Here is a 22,136-nt window from a genome sequence, read left to right on the forward strand (position 1 = left end):
CAGGATGGACCGCGGCCGCAAGCGGAACCGAAATAGGGGTTGGGAAATAGGGGTAAATAAATAGGGGGTGAGTAGGGGGCGTATCCGCATGGCCAGGCTCGCGCCCAGGTCGGATCGCGCGCCGTCGGCGCCTCGGCACATGGGCGCGAGCCTCGAACCCCCGGCATCCGCCCCCTACGCCCGGCCGGGGACCCTCGTCGGCCACCTCGCGGGCCGTCATGTCCCGCCGTACGGCACGGGCTTGGAGTTCCTCACACGGCCTCGTCGTACCGGCCGACGCTCTCGACCCCCGTCATCGGGGTCCATGTCGGGAATAGGCCGGTACTCGCCCTCAAACGGCATGCGACTCGTCACATTCACCGCAATTGGCCGGTCCTGCGCCTACCGAGTGTTCCTCGCACAGGTTTATCGGCCATACTGCCAGCCGTGGAGCGCATCGATCCGATAATCCAGCCCGTACCCGCCGCGGGAACCGATCCCGGATTCATCCCTGGGCTCATGGCACCCCGCCTCGTAGAGGAGGCTGACGACGCAGCCAAGGACGTTCCTCAGGAGGCCGCCGACGAGGAGAAGGCCGAAGAGCCGACCGAGGAGGCCGAGACCTCCAAGGCACCGGCCGTCGCCGACCCCGAAGCGGAGACCGACGACAAGGCGGACGACGCGGACGACACGGACGCGGCGGTCTCCTTCAACAAGGACGCCCCGGAGGACGGCGACACCGACACCGACGCCGACGTCGACAAGGACGGTCCCGTCTTCGACATCAGCGACCGCCGCGCCTCGATGACCGCCGACCGCACCGGCGTCCGCCTCCGGCTCGACGAGACCGAGGCGGAGTTCGGCTGGGACGAGATCGGCGCCGTGGAGATCGAGACCCCCAGGTTCACCCGCCGGTTCACCGTGACCCTGCACACCACCGGCCGCCGTCACTACCAGTCGGAGGTCGACGCACCCTCGCGGAGCAGCCTCAAGAAGTGGACGGCCGACCTCGACGCGGTGCTCGACGCCTACTTCGAGGAAGCCTGACCGGACGCCTCGGGCGCCCCGTCCCCACCCCAACTCCTCGGTACTCCTCGGTCCCGGCCGGGCCGCACTCCGACGGCCCAGCCCAGGTGGCCGGTCCCTCGGCCCTGCTGTGCACTTGGGGCGAGCGGCCCCGATCGGGCGGGCCGCGTGCTGCCCGCGCGGGCGGCCGACGATCGAGGAGTCCCTGATGAGACGGCACACCAGGACAGTCACCGCGCTGGCCTCCGCCCTGCTGCTCGCCACCGCGGCGGCCGGCTGTTCGGACGGCGGTGGCGACAACGGCAGCGCCGCCGACACCGACACCGGCAGCCAGGCGGACAGGCGTGAGGCCGAGGTGGTCCCGGCGGTGTCGTCGTCAGCGACCCCGAATGTCGACGTCAAGAACAACAACTCCCTCGGCAAGATTCTCGTCGACAACAAGGGCATGACGCTCTACGAGTTCGACAAGGACACGAAGAACAAGTCGATGTGCAACGGCGCGTGTGCCCAGCAGTGGCCGCCGTTCACCGTCAAGACGACGCCGGCCGCGGGCAGCGGGGTCAAGGGCAATCTGCTGAAGACCACCAAGCGCGACGACGGCAGCATGCAGGTGACCTACAACGGACGCCCGCTCTACCACTTCGCCGACGACACGAAGGCCGGCCAGACCAACGGGCAGGGCCTCAACGCGTTCGGCGCCAAGTGGTACGTCATGGGCCCCGACGGCAAGAAGATCACCAAGAACTCCGGGAACAGCAGCGGCGGCGGCGGTTACTGATCGCCGGCAGCTCCGGTCCATGACCACTCGGAGCCCGGCAGGCGGCTCCGTCCCCGGGGGCGCGAATGGAGACCTCCATGTCATCACAGACCCCCGCGCACGCCGCGCCCCGGCGCAGGGGCGGCGCGGGCCGCATCGTGCGGGGTGTGGTCCGGGTGCTCGCGGCGGCGGCCCTGGCCCTCGACGCGTATTACCACGCGGATCTCGCGCCCCAGTACGACGGCATCAGCGAGGACATCAGCCAGGGCGACCTCTTCCGGATCGAGGCGGGCCTCTCCGCGCTGGCCGCGCTGCTCGTCCTCGTCTGGCGCCGGTTCCTGGGCGACGCCTACGCCTGGGCGGTGGCGGCGGGCGGACTCGCGCTCCTGCTCGTGTACCGGTACGTGAACGTCGGCGTCCTCGGCCCGTTCCCGAACATGTACGAACCGATCTGGTTCGGCGAGAAGCAGGCCACCGTCGTGGTCGAGGCGATCGCCGTCGTGGCCACGGCGTATCTGCTGATCTTCCGTCCCCGGGGCAGACGTCTGTACTGACCCGGATCACCGGTCCGCCCGGCCCGCGGGTCCGGCCGACCGCCCGTCGACACATCCTTGACCGGCCATCCGCGCGGCCCCGGAGTAGCCTGAGATTACCGGGGGCGTGCTGAGCGCTGGAGGTGAGGGCAACGATTCATGTCCGTCACAGATGACTCCGCGCAGAGCCCGGTGGGAGCGGTCGGACGCATCACGGTCCCGATCCCGCCGGACGGCCCCGGAGAAGTACTGGTGGCCGTACGCGGCGGTTCCGAAGCCTACGCGGCCTGGTGCGACCGGCCGATCGCCACGAACGTACGGGTCCTGGTGACCGACCGTGTCTCGGCCCGCTCGGTGATGGTGGAGCCCCTTCCCGACTGAAGCCCGGAAGCCCACCGAGACCGATCACGGCGTATGAGTGCGAGTGTGCAGTGAGGACAGGAGTTCCCTCATGTTGTTCTGGCGCGTTCCAGCACCGAACGAGGCGATGCTCATCTCCGGTTCCAAACGGCAGGTCCAGGACACCCAGTTCCGGATAGTCACCGGTCACGGCAGTTTCGTTCTACCCATCAAGCAGAAGGCCCGCATGCTGTCCCTGGCGTTGCGGGAGGCGGAGATAGCCGAGGACTGTGTCACCCAGCAGGGCATCCGGCTGACGGTGCGCGCGGTGACCGTCTTCAAGGTCGGTGACGACGCGGTGTCGATCGCCAACGCGGCCCGGCGTTTCCTCGCCGAGCAGGACCGGATGGAGGAGCTGGTGGGCCGGATCTTCGCCGGTCACCTGCGGTCCATCGTCGGTGGACTGACCGTCGAGCAGATCATCCGCGAGCGGGACCGGGTCGCCCAGGAGGTGAAGGCGGCCAGCCACAGCGAGATGGAGAAGCTCGGCATCGTCGTCGACGCCCTCCAGATCCAGGAGATCGAGGACGCCACCGGCTACATCAACAACCTGGCGGCGCCGCACGCCGCGGCTGTCGCGAGCCAGGCCCGTATCGCCGCGGCCAGGGCCGACCAGGAGGCCGCCGAGCGCGAGCAGCAGGCGGAGGCGCTGAAGGCCGAGTACGAGAGGGACACCTCGATCAAGCGCGCCGGCTTCCAGGCCGAGACGGAGCAGGTACGGGCCCGCGCCTCCCAGGCCGGACCGCTCGCTCAGGCGAAGGCGTCGCAGGACGTCATCGAGGAGCAGACGGCGCTGGCCGAGCGGCAGGCGATGCTGGCGGCCCAGCGGCTGGAGGCGGAGGTCAGGCGCCCGGCGGACGCGGAGGCGTACCGTCAGCGGACGCTCGCGCAGGCGCAGGCCGACGCGAACACCGCGCGCGCCCTCTCGCTGCGGGAGGGGAACCAGGAGCTTCTCGCGGCCAACCGTGTCGTGGAGGTGCTCCCGGAGCTCGCCGACGCGGCGGCGAAGGGCCTGGCGGACTCCAACCTCACCGTCCTCAACGGCACCGACGGTGTCAACGAGATGGCGGCGGGGCTCGTCGGCCAGGGCATGACCATCCTCAACTCGCTCCAGCACCGGGGCGGTTCGACCCGGGCACCGGCGGAGCAGAGCCGGGAGGCGGCGCCCAACGTGAACGGACAGGCACCGGTGAAGGCGGACACCGCCAACTGACGAAGAGGGGCTTCCCGCCTCGGGCGGGAAGCCCCTCGTGATCAGTGGTCAGCGCTCTTCGCGGAAGTCGACGTGCCGACGGGCGACCGGGTCGTACTTGCGCAGGACCAGACGGTCCGCGTCGCTGCGGCGGTTCTTGCGGGTGACATACGTGTGGCCGGTGCCCGCGGTGGAGCGGAGCTTGATGACCGGACGGAGTTCGTTGTGTGCCATGAGCACATCATACGATAATGGTTCCCATTTCCAAAATGGCCCGCTCACCGCTTCCGTCGTCCCGCACCCCGCCGCCGGCTCTCCTCGGCCGGCCGCGAGATCGACCGCGACTGGACGTGCTCGTAGACCATCGTCGTCTGCACGTCCGCGACCTCGCGGCGCTCGGTGAGACGGTCGATGACGAAGGCGTACAGCCCGTCGACGTCGGGGACGGCCACATGCAGGAGGAAATCGTGCGGGCCCGATGTCACGAACAGCCCGATGGTCTCCGGCAGCCCCGCCGCCCACTCGCGGAACCCCTCGATCACGGGCCGGGACGGCGGTCTGATCCGTACGGAGATCAGCGCCTGTACGGGGCGGCCCACCGACTCCAGGTCGAGCGACGCGTGGAACCCGTCGATCACGCCCCGCTCGCGGAGGATCTTGACCCGCTCCAGCGAGGTGGAGGGGGAGACGCCGGTCTTGGCGGCGAGATCGCGGTTGGTCTGCCGTGCATCGTGCTGGAGCTCCCGCAGCAGAGCCCAGTCGAGCGCATCAAGTTCCATGTTTCTGCCCCTCGGACGTACGAAGTGCGCCGGAACTCCCCATCGTACGCATGACTGCCTACCGTTCTGAGGCATGACCGTTCAGAACGACATCTCTCAGCTCGCTCACGACGCGACGACCGGCCTCTCCACCCGCCAGGCCCCGCTCAAGTGGGTCGTCGTCATCGACGAGTCCCTGCCCGCCGGGCGCGCGGTGAACGCGGCGGTCTGTACGGCCGCCGCCGTCGGCAGGGCCCTGCCCGACCTGCTAGGGGGCGACGGCCGGGACGGCTCGGGGCAGCTGCACCCGGGGCTGCCCTGGGCGGGCTGTTCCGTCCTGGCCGCCGACGCCGCCACCCTCCACGCCCTGCGGGAGAAGGCGACCGCCAAGGAGGACGTCTTCGTGGTCGACATGCCGGAGCCCGCGCAGACGTCCCGGATCTACGACGAGTACCTCGGCCTGCTCGCCGGTACCAAGCACGAGGATCTGACCTATCTCGCGGTCGGCCTCGTCGGCCCGCGCAACCGGATCGGCAAGCTCGTCGGCAAACTGCCCCTGCTGCGCTGACGGCCCGTCAGGAGGTGACGCTCAGCACGATCTTCCCGCGCGTCCGTCCCTCCTGGACCCGCCGGTGTGCCTCGGCCGCGTCCGCCAGCGGCAGGACGCCCTCCACCTCGACGCGTACGACGCCCTCGTCGATCAGTCCGGCGATGCGGGTGAGGGAGACGCCGTCCGGCTCCACCAGGAAGGCGGTCGCGTTCAGCCCCCGCGCCCGCGCGGTGTCGAGCAGTTCCGGCGCGACGCCGGACGGGACGGCGACGATCGTGCCGCCCGGCCGCAGGGTCTCCAGCGAGCGGCTGGTCGTCGCGTCGTGCCCCTCGCCCACCAGGTCGATGACGACGTCGACGTCGCTCACGGCCTCCTCGAAGCGGACCCGGGTGTAGTCCACGACCTCGTCCGCGCCCAGTTCGCGCAGCCAGTCGTGCTTCGCGGCGCTCGCCGTCCCGATGACATACGCCCCGAGGTGCTTCGCGAACTGCACCGCCAGATGCCCCACGCCGCCCGCCGCCGCGTGGATCAGCACCCGCTGCCCTGCTTCCACGTGCGCCGCGTCCACCAGCGACTGCCAGGCCGTCAGGCCTGCGAGCGGCACGGCGGCGGCCGTGTTGTGGTCGAGCGTGCGGGGCTTGAGCGCGAACTGCCGTGAGGGCGCGGTCACATACTCGGCGTACGCGGACGCGGGCCGCGGGAACCAGGGCATCCCGTACACCTCGTCGCCCACCTTCAGCGTGTGCACACCGAAGCCGACCTCCTCCACCACACCGGACACGTCCCAGCCCAGGACGAACGGGGGAGCGCCGAGGAGACCGGCCATGCCGCCGCTCTCGCGCGACTTCCAGTCGACCGGGTTCACGCCGGCCGCGTGCACCCGTACCAGCACCTCGGTCGGGACCGGGCGGGGCCGCGGGCGGTCGGAGAGGCGCAGCACCTCGGGCCCGCCGAGGGAGTTCTGGATGATCGCGCGCATGGTCGGCTCACTGCTCATGTCGGTGAAGTCTCCTGAAAGAGTGCGTGCCGGGGGAGCGCCGAGGACGCCGGTCCCGGTCGGTGGATCTTCGACACCGCGAAAGTACTCCCCGGGTACTGCTTTCCCGCAAGGGGCACTGCTTTGGGCCGCCCTCGCCATCGGTGCCCTCGAAGAGGGCCCGCAGCGCTTCGGCGCCCTCCAGCGGCGGCTCCAGGGGGTCAGCCCCAAAGTGCTCACCAGCACCCTGCGCCGACTCGCGGACCTGGACGAGATGCGCACACTCGAGCCGGGTCTCTCACCGGTGACCGAGTGACCGGCTGACCGCGGCCGACCGACGGCCGGCGGCCCGCGTCAGTTGCCGCCGGCGGCGACCATCGCGAGCGTCACCAGCACCAGTACCACCCACCCGAACCAGAGCCAGCCGCTGCTCCCCAGCGCCGCCGTGTAGGCCGTCACGACCACCAGCGCGCCGACGGTGATGACCCCCATCGCCTTCGTGGATCCGGACCCGGACATGGGCGACCTCCTCAGCGGCCGTGACCGTGGCCGTAAGGACCATCGTCACCCGAAAGGTGGCTTCCGCGCTACCGTCCGCGTGTCTGCAACGACGCGAGGTAGGCGTTGTACGCGGCCAGCTCCTTGTCACCGTCCCGGTCGGCGGCCCGGTCCGAGCGCTTCGCCTGGCGCTGGTCGGACCGGTACCACTGGTACACCAGCGCGATCAGCACGAGCACGGACGGGATCTCGCTGAACGCCCAGGCGATGCCGCCGGCGGCGTTCTGGTCGGCGAGCGCGTCGATGCCCAGGGACGCCGGGGGATTCTCGTACGCCCGCACCATCGGCTCGCTCGCCATCATCAGCGCGATCCCGAAGAACGCGTGGAACGGCATCCCGGCGAACAGCTCCAGCATCCGCATCAGATAACCGGGCCGGTGCGGCCCCGGGTCCACGCCCATGATCGGCCAGAAGAAGACCAGCCCGACGGCCAGGAAGTGCACCATCATCGCGATGTGCCCCGGCTTCGACTCCATGAGGAAGTCGAAGAGCGAGGTGAAGTAGAGACCGTAGAGGCTCGCGATGAACAGCGGGATCGTGAAGGCGGGATGCGACACGAACCGCAGGAACCGGCTGTGCAGCAGCGCCAGCAGCAGCTCACGCGGCCCCTTGCGGCCCCGGCCCGCGACCGGCAGCGCCCGCAGCGCCAGGGTCACCGGCGCGCCCAGGAGCAGCAGGATCGGGGAGACCATGCTGATCACCATGTGCTGGACCATGTGCACGCTGAACATGACCATGCCGTAGTCGTTCAGCGCGGTGCACATCACCAGGGCCACACTCAGCACGCCGAGCACGAAGGGGACAGTGCGGCCCGGCGACCAGCTGTCGCCCCTGGCGCGCAGCCGCAGGACGCCCCACCCGTACAGCGCCAGCGCCAGCAGACATCCGACCAGGAAGAAGGTGTCGAGCGAGAACTCCAGCGCGCGGCCCAGCGTGAACGGCGGCAGATCCATGGTCGTGCCGTGCTCGCCGTGATCCATACGTGCTCTCCCACCGCGACGATCCCGAATGGGGCGATGTGTCCGCACCCGGGACCAGAGTAGAACCGCCCCCGGCGCCGTTCGCGGCCGGGGGCGGTTCGTCGTACGAACGCGGGCGGTTCAGCCGCGGACGCGAAGGCTCAGCGCCTCAGAGCACGCACTCCGCCTCGGCGTAGCGCTCGGCCGGCACCGTCTTCAGCGTCTCGACGGCCTCCGCGAGCGGCACCATCAGGATGTCCGTGCCGCGCAGCGCCGTCATCATGCCGAACTCGCCGCGGTGCGCCGCCTCCACCGCGTGCCAGCCGAAGCGGGTCGCCAGCACCCTGTCGTACGCGGTCGGCGTCCCGCCGCGCTGGACGTGGCCCAGGATCACCGGCCGCGCCTCCTTGCCCAGACGCTCCTCCAGCTCGACGGAAAGCTGCCTGGCGACGCCCGCGAAGCGCTGGTGCCCGTAGATGTCCTTGCCGCCCGCGTCGAACTCCATCGAGCCCTCACGGGGCTTGGCGCCCTCGGCGACCACCACGATCGCGAACCGCTTGCCCGCCGAGAACCGCTTGCCGACCAGCTCGGTCAGCTCCCCGATGTCGAAGGGCCGCTCGGGGACGACGATGGCGTGCGCACCGGCGGCCATGCCCGAGTGCAGCGCGATCCAGCCCGTCTGCCGCCCCATGACCTCCACGATCAGGACGCGCTGGTGGGACTCGGCGGTGGTCTTCAGCCGGTCCAGCGCGTCCGTGGCGACACCGACGGCGGTGTCGAAGCCGAAGGTCACATCCGTGGAGGAGATGTCGTTGTCGATGGTCTTCGGTACGCCGACGATCGGCAGCCCCGCCTCGGAGAGGAGGTTGGCGGCCTTCAGCGTGCCCTCGCCGCCGATCGGGATGATCGCGTCGAGACCCAGGTCGGCCACATGCCCCTTCGCGCGCTCCACACCGTCACGCAGATGCGCGGGCTGGACCCGGGAGGAACCGAGGATCGTGCCGCCACGGGCCAGGATGCCGCCGACCGCGTCGAGGTCGAGCTTGCGGTAGTCGCACTCCAGCAGACCCTTCCACCCGTCATGGAAGCCGATGACCTCGTCACCGTGGTCGACGACGGCGCGGTGCACCACGGACCGGATCACCGCATTGAGACCGGGGCAGTCGCCGCCGGAGGTGAGCACACCAATTCGCATTGCCCGGAGAACCTTTGCAACGTGGGCCGACGGCCGGACCCCGTCGTCCGGCTGAATCCCCGCCACCCTACCGGCGCGGAGTGGCGGGGCCGAACCAGGCGTCCGACTGCTGGACACCCCTCGGTTGAACGGAAGACGTCAGGCCGGCTGCGTCGCGGCGGCGATCCGCTCGGCGCGCAGCGCCTCGTACCAGCGGTCGTCGGCCGGCGGGAGCGCGTTGACGTCGAGCGCCAGCTTCAGCAGCAGATCGGCGATCAGCGGATTCCGGGCCAGGACCGGGCCGTGCATGTACGTACCGAAGACCGTGTCGTTGTACGCGCCCTCCGTGCCGTCACCCGTGCCGTTGCCCCCGCCGAGCGAGACCCGCGCGAACGGCCGGGCGCTCGGGCCGAGATGGGTGATGCCCTGGTGGTTCTCGAAACCGGTCAGCGGCGGCAGCCCCAGGTGGGGGTCGATGTCGCCCAGTACGTCTCCGACGCAGCGCGCGCCCTCGCCACGGGTGGAGATCACGTCGAGCAGCCCGAGACCGCCCTCGCGCTCGCCCAGGTCGTTGACGAACTCGTGGCCCAGGATCTGGTAGCCGGCGCAGACCGAGAACACGATCGCGCCGTTGGACACCGCCCGGTTGAGACCGCCGTCACGGCGCAGCCGCTCGGCGGCGAGCCGCTGCGGCCGGTCCTCGCCGCCGCCGATGAGATAGATGTCGCCCGAGGTCGGTACGGCCTGGTCGCTGCGGACGTCCACGCGCGTGACGTCGAGACCCCGCTGCCGGGCGCGGCGCTCCACCACCAGGGCGTTGCCCTGGTCGCCGTAGGTGCTCAGCAGGTCCGGGTAGATCCACACCAGCCGCAGACTGTTGTCACTCATTCTTCGCTCCTCCCTCTCCGACTTCATCTGTCTCAGTTGCCGACACGGCGGCGCAGGTCCTGGAAGGACGTGTAGTTCGCGATCGCCTCGATGCGTCCGGGGGGTGCCATCTGCACGGCCTCGTCGGCGGTCGCGCACACCCGGAAGTCCAGGTTCGCGACCTCAAGACGCACCGCCAGGTCCAGCTTGCGGTCGCCGATGACGAAGATCGGGTGACCGGCCAGCCGGGTGTAGTCGACGTCCCACAGCCAGGACGTGTCCGTGCCGTCGGCGCCGCGGGCGTTGACCGCGAGGATGACGGGAGTGGGCGGCGGGTCGATGAGCGAGAACGTCTCCAGCCAGCCCGCCGGGTTCTTCGCCAGCAGCAGCCGCAGGTCACGGCCGAGGAAGGACACCACGTCGTACCGGCCGGCGACGGCCTGCACCTGGTACATCCGCTCCAGGGCGACCTGCGGGGGCACGCCGAACGTGGCCGCGACGGCGGCGGAGGTGGCGGCGTTCGCGCGGTTCGCGCGGCCCGGCAGCTGGAGGTGGATCGGCCAGGCGGAGCCGTGCGGGTCCAGGACGTGCTCGCCGTGCAGTGCCCAGCTCGGCGCGGGCCGGCGGAAGCCGCACTGGCCGCAGAACCAGTCGTCGCCGGGCCGCTGCATCACACCGCCGCACGCGGGGCAGGACCAGGCGTCGTCCTTCCACTCCTGTCCGGCGGCGACCCACACCACGTTCGGGGACGACGAGGCGGCCCAGACGACCAGCGGGTCATCGGCGTTGGCGATGACCACGGCCTTCGTACCGGCCAGGCCCTCACGCCAGTGCTCGGCGAGCATGCGGGTCTCGGCGGCGCGGTCGAGCTGGTCGCGGGAGAGGTTGAGCAGGGCGATCGCCTTGGGCGTGGTGTCGCGCGCGACACCGGCGAGGTACTTCTCGTCGACCTCGATCACGCCGTACTTGGCGTCCGAACCGCCGGCGAGGGCGGAGGTGATGCCGGCCGGCATGTTCGCGCCCAGCGCGTTCGACACCACGGGGCCGCTGGCCCGCAGGGCCTCGGCGATCAGCCGTGTCGTGGTCGTCTTGCCGTTCGTCGCCGACACGAGCACGACGTCCAGATGCTGTGCGAGAGCCGCCAGCAGATCCGGGTCGAGCCGCAACGCCACCTTGCCGCCGATCACCGATCCGCTGCCGCGTCCCGCAGCGCGCGACACCGCCGCTGCGGCCTTGCCTGCCGTCACGGCCAGCTTGGCCCGTGGCGACAGCGGGTCCGTGTTGCCTGCCATCGTCCTTGATCCTCCTCGCGTCGGTCCGGGCTCAGCCTATCGAGATACGCGCACAGGCCCGAACCACGGCACCTGCGAAGGGACCGATCGTTGTCACACGTACGCCTGAACGAAGCCGCAGGGCGGGCGCGCCGGAGAGCCGCCGGGGGCCGCGGTGCGGCGGTTCCCGGCCCGGAGAGCTGGGCGTTTTCCCGGCGGCGCCCGGTGTTCGCACGGCGTACGGCCCCATTCCCGCCGGTCCTGCCGCCGCGCGGTGTGCCGTCGGGCCGTGCCCGGCGGCGGTGGACCACACCGGACGGCCCGACGCCTCGGCCGATCCCCGACGGTCCGTCACATCCGCGCCGACGACCAGGTCTTGAACCGGATGTTCACCCCACCTCCACACCGCCGAGCCATACGCGGGCGGGTCGCAGGTCCGGGCCGAGCTCCACCAGGTCCGCCCGCAGGCCCGGCCGCAGTTCGCCCCGGTCGCTCAGACCGAGCAGCCGGGCGGCGGTGCCGGACGTCATCCGGACCGCGTCCGGCAGCGGGATGCCCACCGTCGTCACGGCTCTGCGGAACGCCTCCGCCACGAACAGCGTCGACCCGGCGAGCGTGTCGGTGCCACGCAGCGTGGCCACCCCGTCCGCGACGGTCACCTCGCGGTCCGCGAAGGCGTACTCCCCGTCCGGCATGCCCGCCGCCGGCATCGCGTCACTGACCAGCATCAGCCGGTCGGGCCCCGCCACCCGGTGGGCCAGCCGGACGGTGTCGTCGGCCAGATGGTGCCCGTCCAGGACGAGTTCGCAGACCAGCCGCCGGTCCAGCAGCGCGGCGGCGACCGGGCCCGGCTCCCGGTGGTGCGGCGGCGGCATCGCGTTGAAGAGATGCGTCACCGCGCGGGCACCGAGATCGGCGGCCCGCGCGAACCGGTCCGCGTCCGCGTCGGTGTGACCCAGACAGCAGACCAGCGCGTCCGCGTATGCGCGGATCAGCTCCGGCGCGCCCGGCAGTTCCGGCGCCACGGTCATCGACACCGCGTGCCCGCCCGCCGCGTCGATCAGTCGTGCCAGCAGGTCCGGGTCGGGGTCGCGCAGCGCGGAGCGGGTCTGCGCGCCGCGCCGCAGGGGCGACAGGAACGGGCCCTCGAAATGGGTGCCGGCCAGACTGGGCGCCGACCCGTCGTCGATGACCGACGCGACCGCGCGTACGGCTGTCTCCATCGCAGCCGGCTCGACCGTCGCGACGGACGCCAGCATCGTGGTCGTACCCCGCGCGAGATGACCCGCCGCCGCCCCCCGTACGGCGGCGGGATCCCCTGTGTAGACCGAGTGCCCGGCGCCGCCGTGGCAGTGCGGGTCCACGAACCCCGGCACGACGGTCCGGCCGCCCAGATCCACTACGCTCGCGGGCCCGCCGGGCGGGGCGCCCGTACCCACCGAGTGGATACGGCCGTCCCGTACGAGGAGCCACCCGTCCAGGACACCGGCGTCGGGCGTGACGAGCCTGCCGCCGGTGAACAGCCGCCCGCCGGTGCCTTCCGGCCCCTGTTCCGGACGGCCCGCCGTCATCGCGTGCCCAGCAGCGCGTCCACCGCGGCCCGCGCGCACACGCGCGAGGCTCCGAAGGTGCGCACCCAGCCCCGGAAGCCGCCGAAGTCATGGCCCGGGACGCCCATGTCGACCTGTCGACCCCGGCGGCGTGCTTGGCGACGAGCGCGCGGTCGGCGCCGAAGGTGACACAGGCGAGCGATGAAAACCAGACATGTGGCACATCACGTTCAGGTAAACGTGACGGCACACCCGTGAGGCTCTCGCCCCGGGCGACGACGTACCCTGGCGCGACGGCGACGAGCGAACCCGGCACCCACCGACGGCCGGTGCGCCGGCGGTCGGCCGGGACGGAGCGTCAAGACCATGCGAAACCGGCCGATCCCCGGCAGCGCCGGACGGGTCCGTCCTCTGCGGCTGCTCGGCGACCCGGTCCTGCACGCACCCTGTGGGCCCGTCACGGACTTCGGGCCACAACTCGCGCGGCTGGTCGACGACTTGTTCGCGACGATGTACCGGGCGAGCGGGGTCGGTCTCGCGGCGAACCAGATCGGCGTACCGCTACAGGTGTTCGTGTACGACTGCCCCGACGACGAGGACGTCCGCCACCTCGGACACGTCGTCAATCCCCGCCTCGTGGAGGCGGACGGGGTCACCGTACGAGGGCCCGAGGGCTGCCTCTCGCTGCCCGGACTCGAAGCGGGCACGGAGCGGTTCGACCACGCGGTGGTGGAGGGCGTGACGGTGGACGGCGTGCCCGTGCGGATCGCCGGCACCGGGTTCTTCGGGCGCTGTCTCCAGCACGAGTGCGACCATCTGGAGGGGCTTGTCTACGCGGACCGGCTGACGGGTCTGCGGCGGGCCAGGCTGCTGCGGGCGGCGCGGCGCGCGTCCTGGAGCTGACGCCGTACCCCGTCGTACCGTCGGCCGGGCGTGCTCGGAGCCCGGGGCGTGCTCAGAGCCCCGGGCTGCCCGCCCGGTCGGCCACCGCCGACAGCCTGCCCCACAGCAGATCCGCCAGGCTGCTCACCAACTGGGCGCGGGAGCAAGGGCGTTCGCCGAGCCACCAGTCACCCGCCGCGTGCATCATGCCGACGATCCCATGGCCCCAGACGCGGGCCAACTGGGCGCTCTCCGGGCCGAGGTCGACCCGCTCCTCGATGACGATGGCCAACTCCTCGCCGAGCCGGCGCAGCAGCGGCGCGGAGTGCCGGCCCACGTCGAAGCCCTGCTCGGGGAGTTGGCTGTCCTCGGCGGGGTGCATCAGGAACCGGTACACCTGCGGGCGTGCCTCGATCGCCGCGAGATACGTGTCGAGCGTGGCCTCCACCCGCTCGCGGCGGTCGGCGGGGGCGTCCAGCGCCGCCTTCAACGCGCTGAGCAGCGCGTCCGTATGACGCTTCGCCAGGGCGCGGTAGAGCCCGCCCTTGTCGCCGAAGTGGCGGTAGAGGATCGGCTTGGTGATGCCGGCCTCGGCCGCGATCGCGTTCATGGAGGCCTTCGGCCCGTCACGCAGCACCACCCGGTCGGCGGCCTCCAGGAGTTGGCGGCGCCGCTGATGGGCGGAACGGTGCTGGTCGGCCTGCTGTGTGGTCCCCATGGGTGTCTCCCCGCCCGTGCGATTCCGTGACGCCCCGGCAACGTAACACCAAGGCCACCACCCCCGCAGATCAGCCTGCCGCAGGTTGACATCCTCTACTTGCCGGTAACAGACTGTTGTTACCGTAAGTAACAGCAGTGCTGGAGGATGACGATGGCCGAGTTCACGTTCGAACTCAACGATGACCAGAAGCAGGTACGCGACTGGCTGCACGGGTTCGCCGCCGATGTCATCCGCCCGGCCGCCGCCGAGTGGGACGAGCGGGAGGAGACTCCCTGGCCCGTCATCCAGGAAGCCGCCAAGGTCGGTGTCTATTCCCTCGACTTCTACGCACAGCAGTATTTCGACCCCACGGGCCTCTCCATCCCGATGGTGATGGAGGAACTGTTCTGGGGTGACGCGGGCATCGCCCTGTCGATCGTCGGCACCGGACTCGCCGCCGTCGGTGTGCTCGCCAACGGCACCGAGGAGCAGATAGGCACCTGGATACCGCAGATGTACGGCGACGCGGACGACGTGAAGGTCGCCGCGTTCTGCTCCTCCGAGCCCGACGCCGGATCGGACGTCGCCGCGATGCGCACCCGCGCGGTCTACGACGAGGCGAAGGACGAGTGGGTCCTCAACGGGACCAAGACCTGGGCGACCAACGGCGGTATCGCCAATGTGCATGTCGTGGTCGCCGTGGTGGACCCGGAGGCCGGCTCCAAGGGGCACGCGTCCTTCATCGTCCCGCCCGCGACGCCCGGTCTCTCCCAGGGGCAGAAGTTCAAGAAGCACGGCATCCGCGCCTCGCACACGGCCGAGGTCGTCCTGGAGGACGTCCGCGTCCCGGGCCACTGCCTGCTGGGCGGCAAGGAGAAGCTGGACGAGCGGCTGGCCCGCGCCCGCGAGGCGCGGGCGGGGGCCGACGGGTCGGGGACCAGCGGCGGTGAGCGGGTGAAGAACGCGGCCATGGCGACCTTCGAGGCCTCACGCCCGGCGGTCGGCGCGATGGCGGTGGGCACGGCACGAGCGGCGTACGAGGTGGCGCTCGACTACGCCAAGACCCGCAGCCAGTTCGGCCGCCCGATCATCGACAACCAGGGCATCGCGTTCCAGCTCGTCGACATGCGCACCCGGATCGACGCCGCCCGGCTGCTCGTCTGGCGCGCCTCCTGGATGGCGGCCACGGGCAAGCCCTTCACCGCGGCGGAGGGCTCCATGTCGAAGCTGTACGCGAGCGAGACGGCGAAGGAGGTCACCGCGCGGGCGGTGCAGATCCTCGGCGGCAACGGCTTCACACGGGAGTACCCGGTGGAGCGGATGCACCGCGACAGCGCGATCTACACGATCTTCGAGGGCACCAGCGAGATCCAGCGCCTGGTCATCGCGCGCACGCTGTCGGGGATGCCGATCCGCTAGAGCCTGTCTTCTCGATCGGCCGGCCCTGGCGGCTCACTCGCAGGCGATGCCGTCGCCGTCGCGGTCCAGATGCGAGCCGTAGCCGGGGTCGCCCCTGCGGATGGGGGCGGCGCCTGCGGCCCGGACGGCCGTGCAGTTGGCGTAGTACGTGGAGCCGCCTCCGGAGCCGCCCGTGTCCGAGCCTCCCGAGCCGGTCGACCCGCCGCTGTCGCCGTTGTCGTCGTCCGCGGCGGGCGCGCCGGTGACCTTGACGGTCTTCGTCTCGGTGACGGTCGGCGCGGGCTTCGGGGTGGCCGTCACCGTCTCCGTCGCCGCGGGTTCGGGGGTGGCCGTCGCGGTGGCGGTCACCGTCGCCGTGGCACCCGGCTTCGCGTCGGCCGTGTTCTCCGTCCGTGTCGTGTCGCCCGAGGAGCCGATGCCGACGCCCAGGAAGAACAGCACCGCGACCACGGGAAACAGCACCCGCTTCCGTGTCCACTTCGGACGGCCGGGCGGCGGTGTCGGCGGCCCGACGTACGGGTTGGGACCGGGCGCGGCAGGTGGCGAAAAACTCATGTGTCCCCCAAGGGCGGCTTCGTGAGGGGATGACCGTAGCGAGGCGACTTGCCCCCTTGTAGGGACATCGGGCCCGTTGTGGCGAAAACGTGATGAAGTCATGGACGGGTGGTGATGCCGGTCTTCGCGCCCATGGCCTCTGTGGCGAGCCGGAGGCGGTATCGCGCTCCTAGGAGGTGATCACCGTCTCCGCGGTACGCGTCGGGCGAGGGCCGCGACGGTGCGTTCGGTGTCGAGGTGTGCGACGGCAGTCCAGCCGCGGCGGCGGGAGGCCGCGCAGTTGGCCGCCGTGTCATCGATCAGCAGGCACTGCTCGGGCGGTGTGCCGAAGACAGCCTCGGCGAGACTGAACATCGCCTCGTCCGGTTTGGCGACGCCGACCTCGTGCGAGCGCACCACGGCGTCGAACACGGCGGCGGAGCGACCTGCGGCGGCCAGCATGGCCGCCCGGTGCGGTTCCCACTCGCGGACGCTGTTGGTCAGCAGGCCGAGCCGCACCCCCTGGCCGCGCAGTCGCACGAGGTGGTCGAACAGCGCGAGGTTCAGCTCGCGGTCGGCATAGAAGTAGTCCCCGAATCGGCCGAGGTCGACGCGGGGACGCCACCGGGGCGCCAGGGCGGCGGTGACGCGGCGGCCCCACTCGGCCTGGCTGAGCAGGCCGAGTTCGAGGGGTGCCACACCGGTGAGTCCCATGTCCGCGGCGACGGTCTCGGAAGCCGCACGCAACTCCCTCGCCGGCACCGCGGCGGCCGCGACCACGCGGGCGAACGCTTCGTCGATCGGTGGCGTGAGAACGCCACCGAAGTCGCACCACACCACTGTGATCCCGCCCATGCGCACTCCCTCGTCGTGTCGATGTTCTGACCGCCCGCTTGTCGTCGGCAAGGAGCGATCACCGATCGCCCGATCGGCCATCGTGATCGGCGCTCGACATCGAAGAAGTCGGGCAAGGCCCCCGGCGAGCCTGTTCAGCGGGAGTGACGAGTCTGTCGCCGCGTGTTCACCTGGGCGCACGGTGGCGCGACGACACTGAGCGCCCGAGGGAGGTCGAGCAATGGAACTGCGTCACCTGGTGTCGTTCCTCGCGATCGCCGAGGAACTGCATTTCGGCAGGGCCGCCGCACGGCTGCATCTGGCGCAGCCGTCGCTGAGCCAGCACCTGCAGCGGCTGGAACGCTCGATCGGGGTCGAACTGGTCTCCCGGAACTCCCACGAAGTGCGGTTGACGCCCGCCGGGGTGGTGTTTCGCGAGGAGGCGAGCGACATCGTCTCCCGGGTCCAGCGGGCGGGCCAGACCGCCAGGGCTGCCGCGGCCGGCCGGGCGGGCACCGTCCGGGTCGGTTACAACTTCCCCGCCGGCCAGCGCGTTCTCCCCGACACCCTCGCCACTCTCGCCGAGCGGTATCCCGCGATCGACGTGGAGATGCGGGAGATGCGCACCGGCCCGCAGCTCACCGCCCTCACACAGGACCGCATCGACGTGGCCATGGTCTACGGCAAGCCGACCGCCACCCGCCTCTGCCACCGGCACCTGCTGCGGGTCCCGCTCGTCGCCGTCGTCGGCAGCAGGCACCGGTGGGCCGGACGCGACCGGATGGCGTTCGGCGAGCTGGCGGGCGAGTCCTGCATCCTGTTCGACCGGGCACAGTCCACGGCGATGTACGACGTGATCTTCTCCGCCGCCGAGCGCAGCGGCATTCAGCTCACCGTGGCGGAGGAGGTCGACGACCCCGGTGCCACGGCCATTCTCGCTTCCATCCGACCGTTGGTCGGCTTCGCCTCCGAGTCGCGCGGGCAATCGACCGGGGCCGCACCCGGCGGTCCGGGGACCGCCGTGGTGCGGCTCTACGATCCTGTCCCCACGGTGGACCTGTACGCGGTGTGGACCGTGGGCGACCGCGCCTCGTTGGTGGAACCGTTCGTCGACTGCCTGCCCACTGCCCGTATCGAGGACGGGAGATGACTACTTCAGTCCAGATCGGACGAAAGCGTTGACGATGTGCCGCTGAAGGAACAGGTACAGCGCGAACACCGGCAGACACGCCATTCCGGAAGCAGCCATCAGCGGCCCCCAGTCGTTGCCCTCGGTGCCCATGAAGCTGCGCAGGCCCAGTTGCACCACGGCATTGCTGCGCTGCATCACCATCGCGGGCCAGAAGTACTCGTTCCACGCGGTGATGGCCAGCAGTATTCCCAGCGCGGCCAGCACCGGCCGCAGCGTCGGGACCACGACGGTCCACAACGTGCTCCAGGAACCCCGGCCGTCCATCCTGGCCGCGTCGAGCAACTCCTTCGGAAAGCCCATCAGGTGCTGCCGCAGCATCAGCACGCCCAGCGCCGAGCACAGGTTCGGCACGATCACCCCGGCCAGGGTGTTGAGCAGGCCCAGCCGCGAGAGCAACACGTAATTGGGCAGCATCGTCACCTGGAACGGGACCAGCCAGGTGCCGACGAACGCCAGGTACAGCAGACGCTCGAACCTGAACCGCCACGCCGCGAACGCGTACGCGGCGAGCAGCCCGGTCAACAACTGGCCCAGCGCGGTCAGCACGGCGATGATCATGGTGTTCACCAGCATCGCGAACATGTCGGTCTTGTTCAACGCGTCGGCGTAGTTGGCCAGTGACAGGGGCCACGGCAGCAGCGACAGGGAATGCACGTCGCCGGGAGCGCGCACCGAGGTCGCGTACAGCCAGTAGATCGGGAACAGGCACCCCAGGCTCATCAGCCCGAGCACGACGTGCCCGACGGCCTTACGCGCCGTCCCCCGGTCGCGGAGCGGCTCTTCGGGTTCGGTGTGGACTGTCATCGTCCGCCTCGTCAGTCGTCGTAGTGGCTCAGCCGGTCCGACAGCCGCACCAGCACGGCGGCGACCAGGACGAAACCGATGAAGAAGATCACGCCCGCGGCGGCCCCGAGCCCCGCGTCGTAGCTGTGGAATCCGTAGTCCCACAACAGGTAGTAGACGGTCGTGGTCGACCCGGCCGGCCCGCCCTGGGTGAGTGTGTCGATCAGCGGGAACGTCCACTGGGCCGACAGAAGCACCGTCATCAGGAGCAGGAACGCCAACGTCGGCGACAGCATCGGCAGGGTGATCCACCGCAGTATCTGTCCCCGCGAGGCACCGTCCACCTGTGCGGCCTCGGCGTAGTCGGGGTTGATCCCGGTCAGGCCGGCCGACACCACCAGCACCGCGAACCCGACAAGGTGCCAGCCGGTGATCAGGATGATCGCGAGCTGTGCCGGCCCCGCGTCGTGCAGCCAGTTGATCCGCGTGCCCAGCGCCGAGTTGACCACCCCGGCGTCCGGGTCGAGAAGCCACTGCCACACAGCCGCGCCCGCGACCGGAGCCACCAGCATCGGCGCGAACACCATCGCCCGGTACGCCGCGCCCGCCCGGCCCTTGACCCGCCGCGACAACAGGCTGACCAGAACCGGGACGAACACCGTGAACGGCAGCAGGCCCAGGATGACCAGCACCGTGCGCCACACCGAATCACCCAGGTCCGGAGTGGAGAGCAGCCGTTCGTAGTTGGCCAGGCCCACATCGGCCATGGGTGAGGTCGGCAGCAGGTTCCACGAGTGGAACGACAACTGCACGGTCTGCGCCAGCGGCCGATAGGTCCACACCACCAGCATCACCAACGCGGGCGCGAGATAGAGATACGGCGGCGCGGCGCGGGCCGCCCGGCGCCACCACGCGGGCCGGGCGGCAGGTACGGCCGCGGGGACCCGCGGCCGTACCACGGCGACTTCGGTGAACTCTCCGCTCACCATGTTCCGACGACCTCCCGGATGTACCGGAGCCGGTCCGCCTCGTCGACGTCGTACACCGAGGCGGCCCGCGACATCGGCACCGCGGTCGCGACCACGTGCTCACCGAAGACGTCGATGCGGCTGAACGCGGTGTCGGCGTCGGCACGGAGCCTGCCCTTCGGCGGGACCACCGTCACGCCGTAGGCCGTCGCGGGCCCGATCCACACCGGGATCCGGGACAGCGCACCGCATCCGGTGTGGTGCGCGTGCCCGGTGACCACCATCCGTACGTCGGTGCCCGCCAGTACGGCGGCCAGCCGGTCGGCCTCGCGCATCCGCAGCAGGTGCACCGTCGGGACGGGGGAGGGCAGCGGTGGGTGGTGGGTCACCAGCAGACTGCCGAGCGGTGCCGGCTCGGCGAGCACGTCGGCCAGCCAGTCCAACTGGGACCGTGACACATGCCCGTCGTGACGGCCGGGTTCGGTGCTGTCGAGCACGACGACCCGCAGTCCGCCGATCATCCGCACCACGTCGTATTCCGCGGTCGACGGCCGCTCGTCCAGCAGTTCGCTCCGGAACGCGGCCCGCTCGTCGTGATTGCCCGGCGCGTAGACCACCTCGGCGCCGAGCCGTGCCGCGGCGGGCTCGACGACCGAACGCAGCCGTCGGTACGCGGCCGCCTTGCCGCTGTCGGTCAGATCGCCGCTGAGCACGAACGCCGCTACGGGGAGACCGGATGCCTCCACCGCCTCGACCGCGGCCACCAGGTTGGCCATCGTGTCGACGGTGCCGTGCAGCAGCTGTCCCTCCGGCATGATGTGGGTGTCGGACAGTTGGATCAGAGTCAGGTCGGGCCGGTTGTCGTCATTCACCGTCCGCCGCCCGGGATCAGCTTCGCGGCCTCTTCCTGCTTGGCCCGCAGCGTGGTCGCCGCGTCCGCACCCTGGAACACCGAGTTCTCGACGGCCTCCATCATGCCGTCGCGGACCTGTACGTAGCTCGCGCCGGGGAACGACACCCAGGGCTCCATCCGGGCGAACTGCTCCAGGTTCGGCTTGATCAGCGGGTTCTTGTCCGCCCACGGCTTCAGTGCGGCCGGATCGTTCACCAGCTCGGTGCGCAGTGGCAGGTAGCCGATCTTGGTCGATATCGTGGTGTAGGCCTCTTCGCTCGTCAGGAACTTGATCAGTTCCCACGCGGCCCGCTGCCTTGCCGGGTCCTTGGCGAGAACGAACAGCGACGCGCCGGAGTTGGTCGGCACCACGGGCTTGCCCGCGAACGCGGGCATCGCGGCGGACCGCAGCTCCCACTTGTCCTTGGCGCCCTTCTCGAAGGTTCCCTGCACGGCGCTGGACTCGAGGATCATGCCGAGGTCGCCCCGCGTGAAGCCCTCGACGGCCTGCATCTGGGTGCGGTTGGGCATCGCACCCGAGCGCACCATGCCCCGCATGGTCCGGACAGTCTCGACCGCGGCGGGTTCGGCGAACCGCAGCGACGTGCGGTCCTCGGAGATGACACGACCGCCGTTCGAGCGCACCAGGGACTGGAAGCACCAGTCCTTCGCGGACTTGGTCAGGCAATCCACATAAGCGCCGTCCTTGCCGGTCTTCTTCTTGATCGCCAGCGCGGCCCGCTCGACCTCGGCCCACGTCGCCGGCGGCTTGGCCGGGTCCAGTCCCGCGGCGGTGAACAGCGCGGCGTTGTAGTAGAGGACCGGTGTGGAGAACACGAACGGCACGCCGTACGTCTTGCCCTTCCAATCACCGAGTGTCCGCGCGTTCTTGGCGTACGGGTATGTGGCTCCGTCGAAGTTCTTCCGCACCGCGTCCTTGCCGAACAGGTCGTCCAGGGGTGCGGCTTTGAGCTGGTTCACGGTGAAGTCGAGATCACTGAAGCCGAGTTGCGCGACGTCGGGCGGATGACCGGTCGCGAGCTGGCTCTGGAGGCTCGTCACCGTGTCCGAAGCCGGGTTCGCGCTGTTTCCCTGCGGCTTCTGCCCCGTCACCTCGATGTTCGGGTGCGCCTGCTCGAACTTGGCGATCAGCTCGTTGAACGTGTCCGTCCACGCTCCCGCCTGGCCGAAGTTGTAGCTCTCCAGCACGATGGAGACCTTCTGGCCCGCCTTGAGCTCGGGAACCCGCTTCACGGGCGCCGCCTTTTCGGGTGTGCCGCTGCCCAGGCCGCAGCCCGTGGCGGTCAGTGTGACCACAAGCGCCGATACGGCGCCCGCAAGCAACGTTTTCTTCGTTCTCATGTGTGGTTGCCCTTTCGTGGG

26 protein-coding genes are annotated in these 22,136 nt (G+C 70.6%); 10 read left to right on the forward strand and 16 right to left on the reverse strand.

All coding sequences use genetic code 11. From position 1 onward, the window contains the following. The first annotated feature begins 426 nt into the window (after positions 1–426). The 5 genes from OIE74_RS34755 (at position 427) to OIE74_RS34775 (ending at position 3,907) form a co-directional block, all read left to right on the forward strand. On the forward strand, positions 427–1,026 hold the full coding sequence (locus OIE74_RS34755; RefSeq protein WP_329390883.1) for a hypothetical protein: 600 nt from the start codon (positions 427–429) through the stop codon (positions 1,024–1,026). A 187-nt stretch (positions 1,027–1,213) separates the two neighbouring features. Beyond that, a complete protein-coding gene (locus tag OIE74_RS34760; protein WP_329390886.1) occupies positions 1,214–1,783 on the forward strand; it encodes a COG4315 family predicted lipoprotein in 570 nt (189 codons plus the stop codon). Positions 1,784–1,860: 77 nt separating this feature from the next. After that, the gene (locus OIE74_RS34765; RefSeq protein WP_329390888.1) at positions 1,861–2,316 is read left to right on the forward strand and encodes a hypothetical protein; all 456 of its coding nucleotides are present in this window, start codon (positions 1,861–1,863) and stop codon (positions 2,314–2,316) included. Positions 2,317–2,454: 138 nt separating this feature from the next. After that, entirely contained in the window at positions 2,455–2,676 is a 222-nt protein-coding gene (locus OIE74_RS34770) for a hypothetical protein (RefSeq protein WP_189109429.1), read from the forward strand. 70 nt (positions 2,677–2,746) lie between these two features. Further along, on the forward strand, positions 2,747–3,907 hold the full coding sequence (locus tag OIE74_RS34775) for an SPFH domain-containing protein (protein WP_329390901.1): 1,161 nt from the start codon (positions 2,747–2,749) through the stop codon (positions 3,905–3,907). A 48-nt stretch (positions 3,908–3,955) separates the two neighbouring features. Here the strand turns inward: OIE74_RS34775 and rpmG are convergent, their stop codons facing one another. Together rpmG and OIE74_RS34785 are read right to left on the reverse strand one after the other, a co-directional pair. Next, complete coding sequence (gene rpmG / locus OIE74_RS34780) at positions 3,956–4,120, reverse strand: 50S ribosomal protein L33 (protein ID WP_329390902.1); 165 nt, start codon at positions 4,118–4,120, stop codon at positions 3,956–3,958. 44 nt (positions 4,121–4,164) lie between these two features. Further along, positions 4,165–4,665 carry an Lrp/AsnC family transcriptional regulator gene (locus tag OIE74_RS34785; RefSeq protein WP_329390904.1) on the reverse strand — a complete coding sequence of 167 codons (501 nt, stop codon included), beginning with the start codon at positions 4,663–4,665 and terminating at the stop codon, positions 4,165–4,167. 73 nt (positions 4,666–4,738) lie between these two features. Here OIE74_RS34785 and OIE74_RS34790 point away from each other — a divergent pair, with 73 nt between their 5' ends. Beyond that, positions 4,739–5,212 (forward strand): DUF2000 domain-containing protein, encoded by a 474-nt coding sequence (locus OIE74_RS34790; protein WP_329390906.1) that lies wholly within the window; start codon positions 4,739–4,741, stop codon positions 5,210–5,212. 7 nt (positions 5,213–5,219) lie between these two features. Here OIE74_RS34790 and OIE74_RS34795 read toward each other — a convergent pair whose 3' ends face one another. Beyond that, positions 5,220–6,191 carry an NADP-dependent oxidoreductase gene (locus tag OIE74_RS34795; RefSeq protein ID WP_329390907.1) on the reverse strand — a complete coding sequence of 324 codons (972 nt, stop codon included), beginning with the start codon at positions 6,189–6,191 and terminating at the stop codon, positions 5,220–5,222. On the opposite strand from OIE74_RS34795, the gene OIE74_RS34800 reads away from it, so the two are divergent. Then, positions 6,190–6,486, forward strand: coding sequence for a winged helix-turn-helix transcriptional regulator (locus OIE74_RS34800; RefSeq protein ID WP_329392541.1), 297 nt, complete (start codon positions 6,190–6,192; stop codon positions 6,484–6,486). The two genes, OIE74_RS34795 and OIE74_RS34800, sit on opposite strands and share 2 nt — an antisense overlap. A gap of 38 nt (positions 6,487–6,524) precedes the next feature. Here the strand turns inward: OIE74_RS34800 and OIE74_RS34805 are convergent, their stop codons facing one another. From OIE74_RS34805 to nagA, 6 genes are all read right to left on the reverse strand, one after another. Further along, positions 6,525–6,689 carry a hypothetical protein gene (locus tag OIE74_RS34805; protein ID WP_329390908.1) on the reverse strand — a complete coding sequence of 55 codons (165 nt, stop codon included), beginning with the start codon at positions 6,687–6,689 and terminating at the stop codon, positions 6,525–6,527. A 68-nt stretch (positions 6,690–6,757) separates the two neighbouring features. After that, positions 6,758–7,708, reverse strand: a complete 951-nt coding sequence (locus tag OIE74_RS34810) for a cytochrome c oxidase assembly protein (protein ID WP_329390909.1) — start codon at positions 7,706–7,708, stop codon at positions 6,758–6,760. Positions 7,709–7,856: 148 nt separating this feature from the next. Then, the gene (locus tag OIE74_RS34815; RefSeq protein ID WP_329390910.1) at positions 7,857–8,882 is read right to left on the reverse strand and encodes a 6-phosphofructokinase; all 1,026 of its coding nucleotides are present in this window, start codon (positions 8,880–8,882) and stop codon (positions 7,857–7,859) included. A 138-nt stretch (positions 8,883–9,020) separates the two neighbouring features. After that, on the reverse strand, positions 9,021–9,749 hold the full coding sequence (locus OIE74_RS34820) for a type 1 glutamine amidotransferase (RefSeq protein ID WP_329390911.1): 729 nt from the start codon (positions 9,747–9,749) through the stop codon (positions 9,021–9,023). Positions 9,750–9,781: 32 nt separating this feature from the next. Beyond that, a complete protein-coding gene (locus tag OIE74_RS34825; RefSeq protein ID WP_329390912.1) occupies positions 9,782–11,020 on the reverse strand; it encodes a MurT ligase domain-containing protein in 1,239 nt (412 codons plus the stop codon). A gap of 368 nt (positions 11,021–11,388) precedes the next feature. Next, entirely contained in the window at positions 11,389–12,609 is a 1,221-nt protein-coding gene (gene nagA, locus OIE74_RS34830; RefSeq protein ID WP_329390913.1) for an N-acetylglucosamine-6-phosphate deacetylase, read from the reverse strand. A gap of 306 nt (positions 12,610–12,915) precedes the next feature. On the opposite strand from nagA, the gene def reads away from it, so the two are divergent. Continuing rightward, positions 12,916–13,452 (forward strand): peptide deformylase, encoded by a 537-nt coding sequence (def, locus tag OIE74_RS34835; protein ID WP_329390914.1) that lies wholly within the window; start codon positions 12,916–12,918, stop codon positions 13,450–13,452. A 52-nt stretch (positions 13,453–13,504) separates the two neighbouring features. On the opposite strand, the gene OIE74_RS34840 is transcribed toward def, so the two are convergent. After that, positions 13,505–14,149 (reverse strand): TetR family transcriptional regulator, encoded by a 645-nt coding sequence (locus OIE74_RS34840; protein WP_329390915.1) that lies wholly within the window; start codon positions 14,147–14,149, stop codon positions 13,505–13,507. Between the two features lie 153 nt (positions 14,150–14,302). On the opposite strand from OIE74_RS34840, the gene OIE74_RS34845 reads away from it, so the two are divergent. Then, a complete protein-coding gene (locus OIE74_RS34845) occupies positions 14,303–15,550 on the forward strand; it encodes an acyl-CoA dehydrogenase family protein (RefSeq protein WP_329390916.1) in 1,248 nt (415 codons plus the stop codon). A 33-nt stretch (positions 15,551–15,583) separates the two neighbouring features. Here OIE74_RS34845 and OIE74_RS34850 read toward each other — a convergent pair whose 3' ends face one another. Together OIE74_RS34850 and OIE74_RS34855 are read right to left on the reverse strand one after the other, a co-directional pair. Further along, entirely contained in the window at positions 15,584–16,105 is a 522-nt protein-coding gene (locus OIE74_RS34850) for an excalibur calcium-binding domain-containing protein (protein WP_329390917.1), read from the reverse strand. A gap of 180 nt (positions 16,106–16,285) precedes the next feature. Further along, on the reverse strand, positions 16,286–16,939 hold the full coding sequence (locus OIE74_RS34855) for an HAD-IA family hydrolase (RefSeq protein WP_329390918.1): 654 nt from the start codon (positions 16,937–16,939) through the stop codon (positions 16,286–16,288). A gap of 220 nt (positions 16,940–17,159) precedes the next feature. Between OIE74_RS34855 and OIE74_RS34860 the strand changes: the two genes are divergently transcribed. Beyond that, positions 17,160–18,068, forward strand: coding sequence for a LysR substrate-binding domain-containing protein (locus tag OIE74_RS34860; protein WP_329390927.1), 909 nt, complete (start codon positions 17,160–17,162; stop codon positions 18,066–18,068). Here the strand turns inward: OIE74_RS34860 and OIE74_RS34865 are convergent, their stop codons facing one another. From OIE74_RS34865 to OIE74_RS34880, 4 genes are read right to left on the reverse strand one after another with little or no spacing between them, the layout of a single operon-like run. Next, complete coding sequence (locus OIE74_RS34865) at positions 18,069–18,914, reverse strand: carbohydrate ABC transporter permease (protein WP_329390929.1); 846 nt, start codon at positions 18,912–18,914, stop codon at positions 18,069–18,071. Between the two features lie 11 nt (positions 18,915–18,925). After that, positions 18,926–19,882, reverse strand: coding sequence for a carbohydrate ABC transporter permease (locus OIE74_RS34870; RefSeq protein WP_329390931.1), 957 nt, complete (start codon positions 19,880–19,882; stop codon positions 18,926–18,928). After that, positions 19,876–20,733, reverse strand: a complete 858-nt coding sequence (locus OIE74_RS34875; RefSeq protein ID WP_329390933.1) for a metallophosphoesterase — start codon at positions 20,731–20,733, stop codon at positions 19,876–19,878. The genes OIE74_RS34870 and OIE74_RS34875 overlap by 7 nt, the downstream gene beginning before the upstream one ends. Continuing rightward, positions 20,730–22,115 carry an ABC transporter substrate-binding protein gene (locus OIE74_RS34880; RefSeq protein WP_329390935.1) on the reverse strand — a complete coding sequence of 462 codons (1,386 nt, stop codon included), beginning with the start codon at positions 22,113–22,115 and terminating at the stop codon, positions 20,730–20,732. Before OIE74_RS34880 ends, OIE74_RS34875 begins: the two co-directional genes overlap by 4 nt. Positions 22,116–22,136: the final 21 nt, after the last annotated feature.

Origin of the sequence: Streptomyces sp. NBC_01716, assembly GCF_036248275.1 — a bacterium.
GTDB lineage: Bacteria > Actinomycetota > Actinomycetes > Streptomycetales > Streptomycetaceae > Streptomyces.

Excerpts from the sequence above, each read along its gene's own strand:
- OIE74_RS34760 (WP_329390886.1), top strand. The coding sequence starts at position 1,214 with ATGAGACGGCACACCAGGACAGTCACCGCGCTGGCCTCCGCCCTGCTG.
- OIE74_RS34765 (WP_329390888.1), top strand. The coding sequence starts at position 1,861 with ATGTCATCACAGACCCCCGCGCACGCCGCGCCCCGGCGCAGGGGCGGC.
- OIE74_RS34770 (WP_189109429.1), top strand. The coding sequence starts at position 2,455 with ATGTCCGTCACAGATGACTCCGCGCAGAGCCCGGTGGGAGCGGTCGGA.
- OIE74_RS34775 (WP_329390901.1), top strand. The coding sequence starts at position 2,747 with ATGTTGTTCTGGCGCGTTCCAGCACCGAACGAGGCGATGCTCATCTCC.
- rpmG (WP_329390902.1), bottom strand. The coding sequence starts at position 4,120 with ATGGCACACAACGAACTCCGTCCGGTCATCAAGCTCCGCTCCACCGCG.
- OIE74_RS34785 (WP_329390904.1), bottom strand. The coding sequence starts at position 4,665 with ATGGAACTTGATGCGCTCGACTGGGCTCTGCTGCGGGAGCTCCAGCAC.
- OIE74_RS34790 (WP_329390906.1), top strand. The coding sequence starts at position 4,739 with ATGACCGTTCAGAACGACATCTCTCAGCTCGCTCACGACGCGACGACC.
- OIE74_RS34800 (WP_329392541.1), top strand. The coding sequence starts at position 6,190 with ATGTCGGTGAAGTCTCCTGAAAGAGTGCGTGCCGGGGGAGCGCCGAGG.
- OIE74_RS34795 (WP_329390907.1), bottom strand. The coding sequence starts at position 6,191 with ATGAGCAGTGAGCCGACCATGCGCGCGATCATCCAGAACTCCCTCGGC.
- OIE74_RS34805 (WP_329390908.1), bottom strand. The coding sequence starts at position 6,689 with ATGTCCGGGTCCGGATCCACGAAGGCGATGGGGGTCATCACCGTCGGC.
- OIE74_RS34810 (WP_329390909.1), bottom strand. The coding sequence starts at position 7,708 with ATGGATCACGGCGAGCACGGCACGACCATGGATCTGCCGCCGTTCACG.
- OIE74_RS34815 (WP_329390910.1), bottom strand. The coding sequence starts at position 8,882 with ATGCGAATTGGTGTGCTCACCTCCGGCGGCGACTGCCCCGGTCTCAAT.
- OIE74_RS34820 (WP_329390911.1), bottom strand. The coding sequence starts at position 9,749 with ATGAGTGACAACAGTCTGCGGCTGGTGTGGATCTACCCGGACCTGCTG.
- OIE74_RS34825 (WP_329390912.1), bottom strand. The coding sequence starts at position 11,020 with ATGGCAGGCAACACGGACCCGCTGTCGCCACGGGCCAAGCTGGCCGTG.
- def (WP_329390914.1), top strand. The coding sequence starts at position 12,916 with ATGCGAAACCGGCCGATCCCCGGCAGCGCCGGACGGGTCCGTCCTCTG.
- OIE74_RS34840 (WP_329390915.1), bottom strand. The coding sequence starts at position 14,149 with ATGGGGACCACACAGCAGGCCGACCAGCACCGTTCCGCCCATCAGCGG.
- OIE74_RS34845 (WP_329390916.1), top strand. The coding sequence starts at position 14,303 with ATGGCCGAGTTCACGTTCGAACTCAACGATGACCAGAAGCAGGTACGC.
- OIE74_RS34850 (WP_329390917.1), bottom strand. The coding sequence starts at position 16,105 with ATGAGTTTTTCGCCACCTGCCGCGCCCGGTCCCAACCCGTACGTCGGG.
- OIE74_RS34855 (WP_329390918.1), bottom strand. The coding sequence starts at position 16,939 with ATGGGCGGGATCACAGTGGTGTGGTGCGACTTCGGTGGCGTTCTCACG.
- OIE74_RS34860 (WP_329390927.1), top strand. The coding sequence starts at position 17,160 with ATGGAACTGCGTCACCTGGTGTCGTTCCTCGCGATCGCCGAGGAACTG.
- OIE74_RS34865 (WP_329390929.1), bottom strand. The coding sequence starts at position 18,914 with ATGACAGTCCACACCGAACCCGAAGAGCCGCTCCGCGACCGGGGGACG.
- OIE74_RS34870 (WP_329390931.1), bottom strand. The coding sequence starts at position 19,882 with ATGGTGAGCGGAGAGTTCACCGAAGTCGCCGTGGTACGGCCGCGGGTC.
- OIE74_RS34880 (WP_329390935.1), bottom strand. The coding sequence starts at position 22,115 with ATGAGAACGAAGAAAACGTTGCTTGCGGGCGCCGTATCGGCGCTTGTG.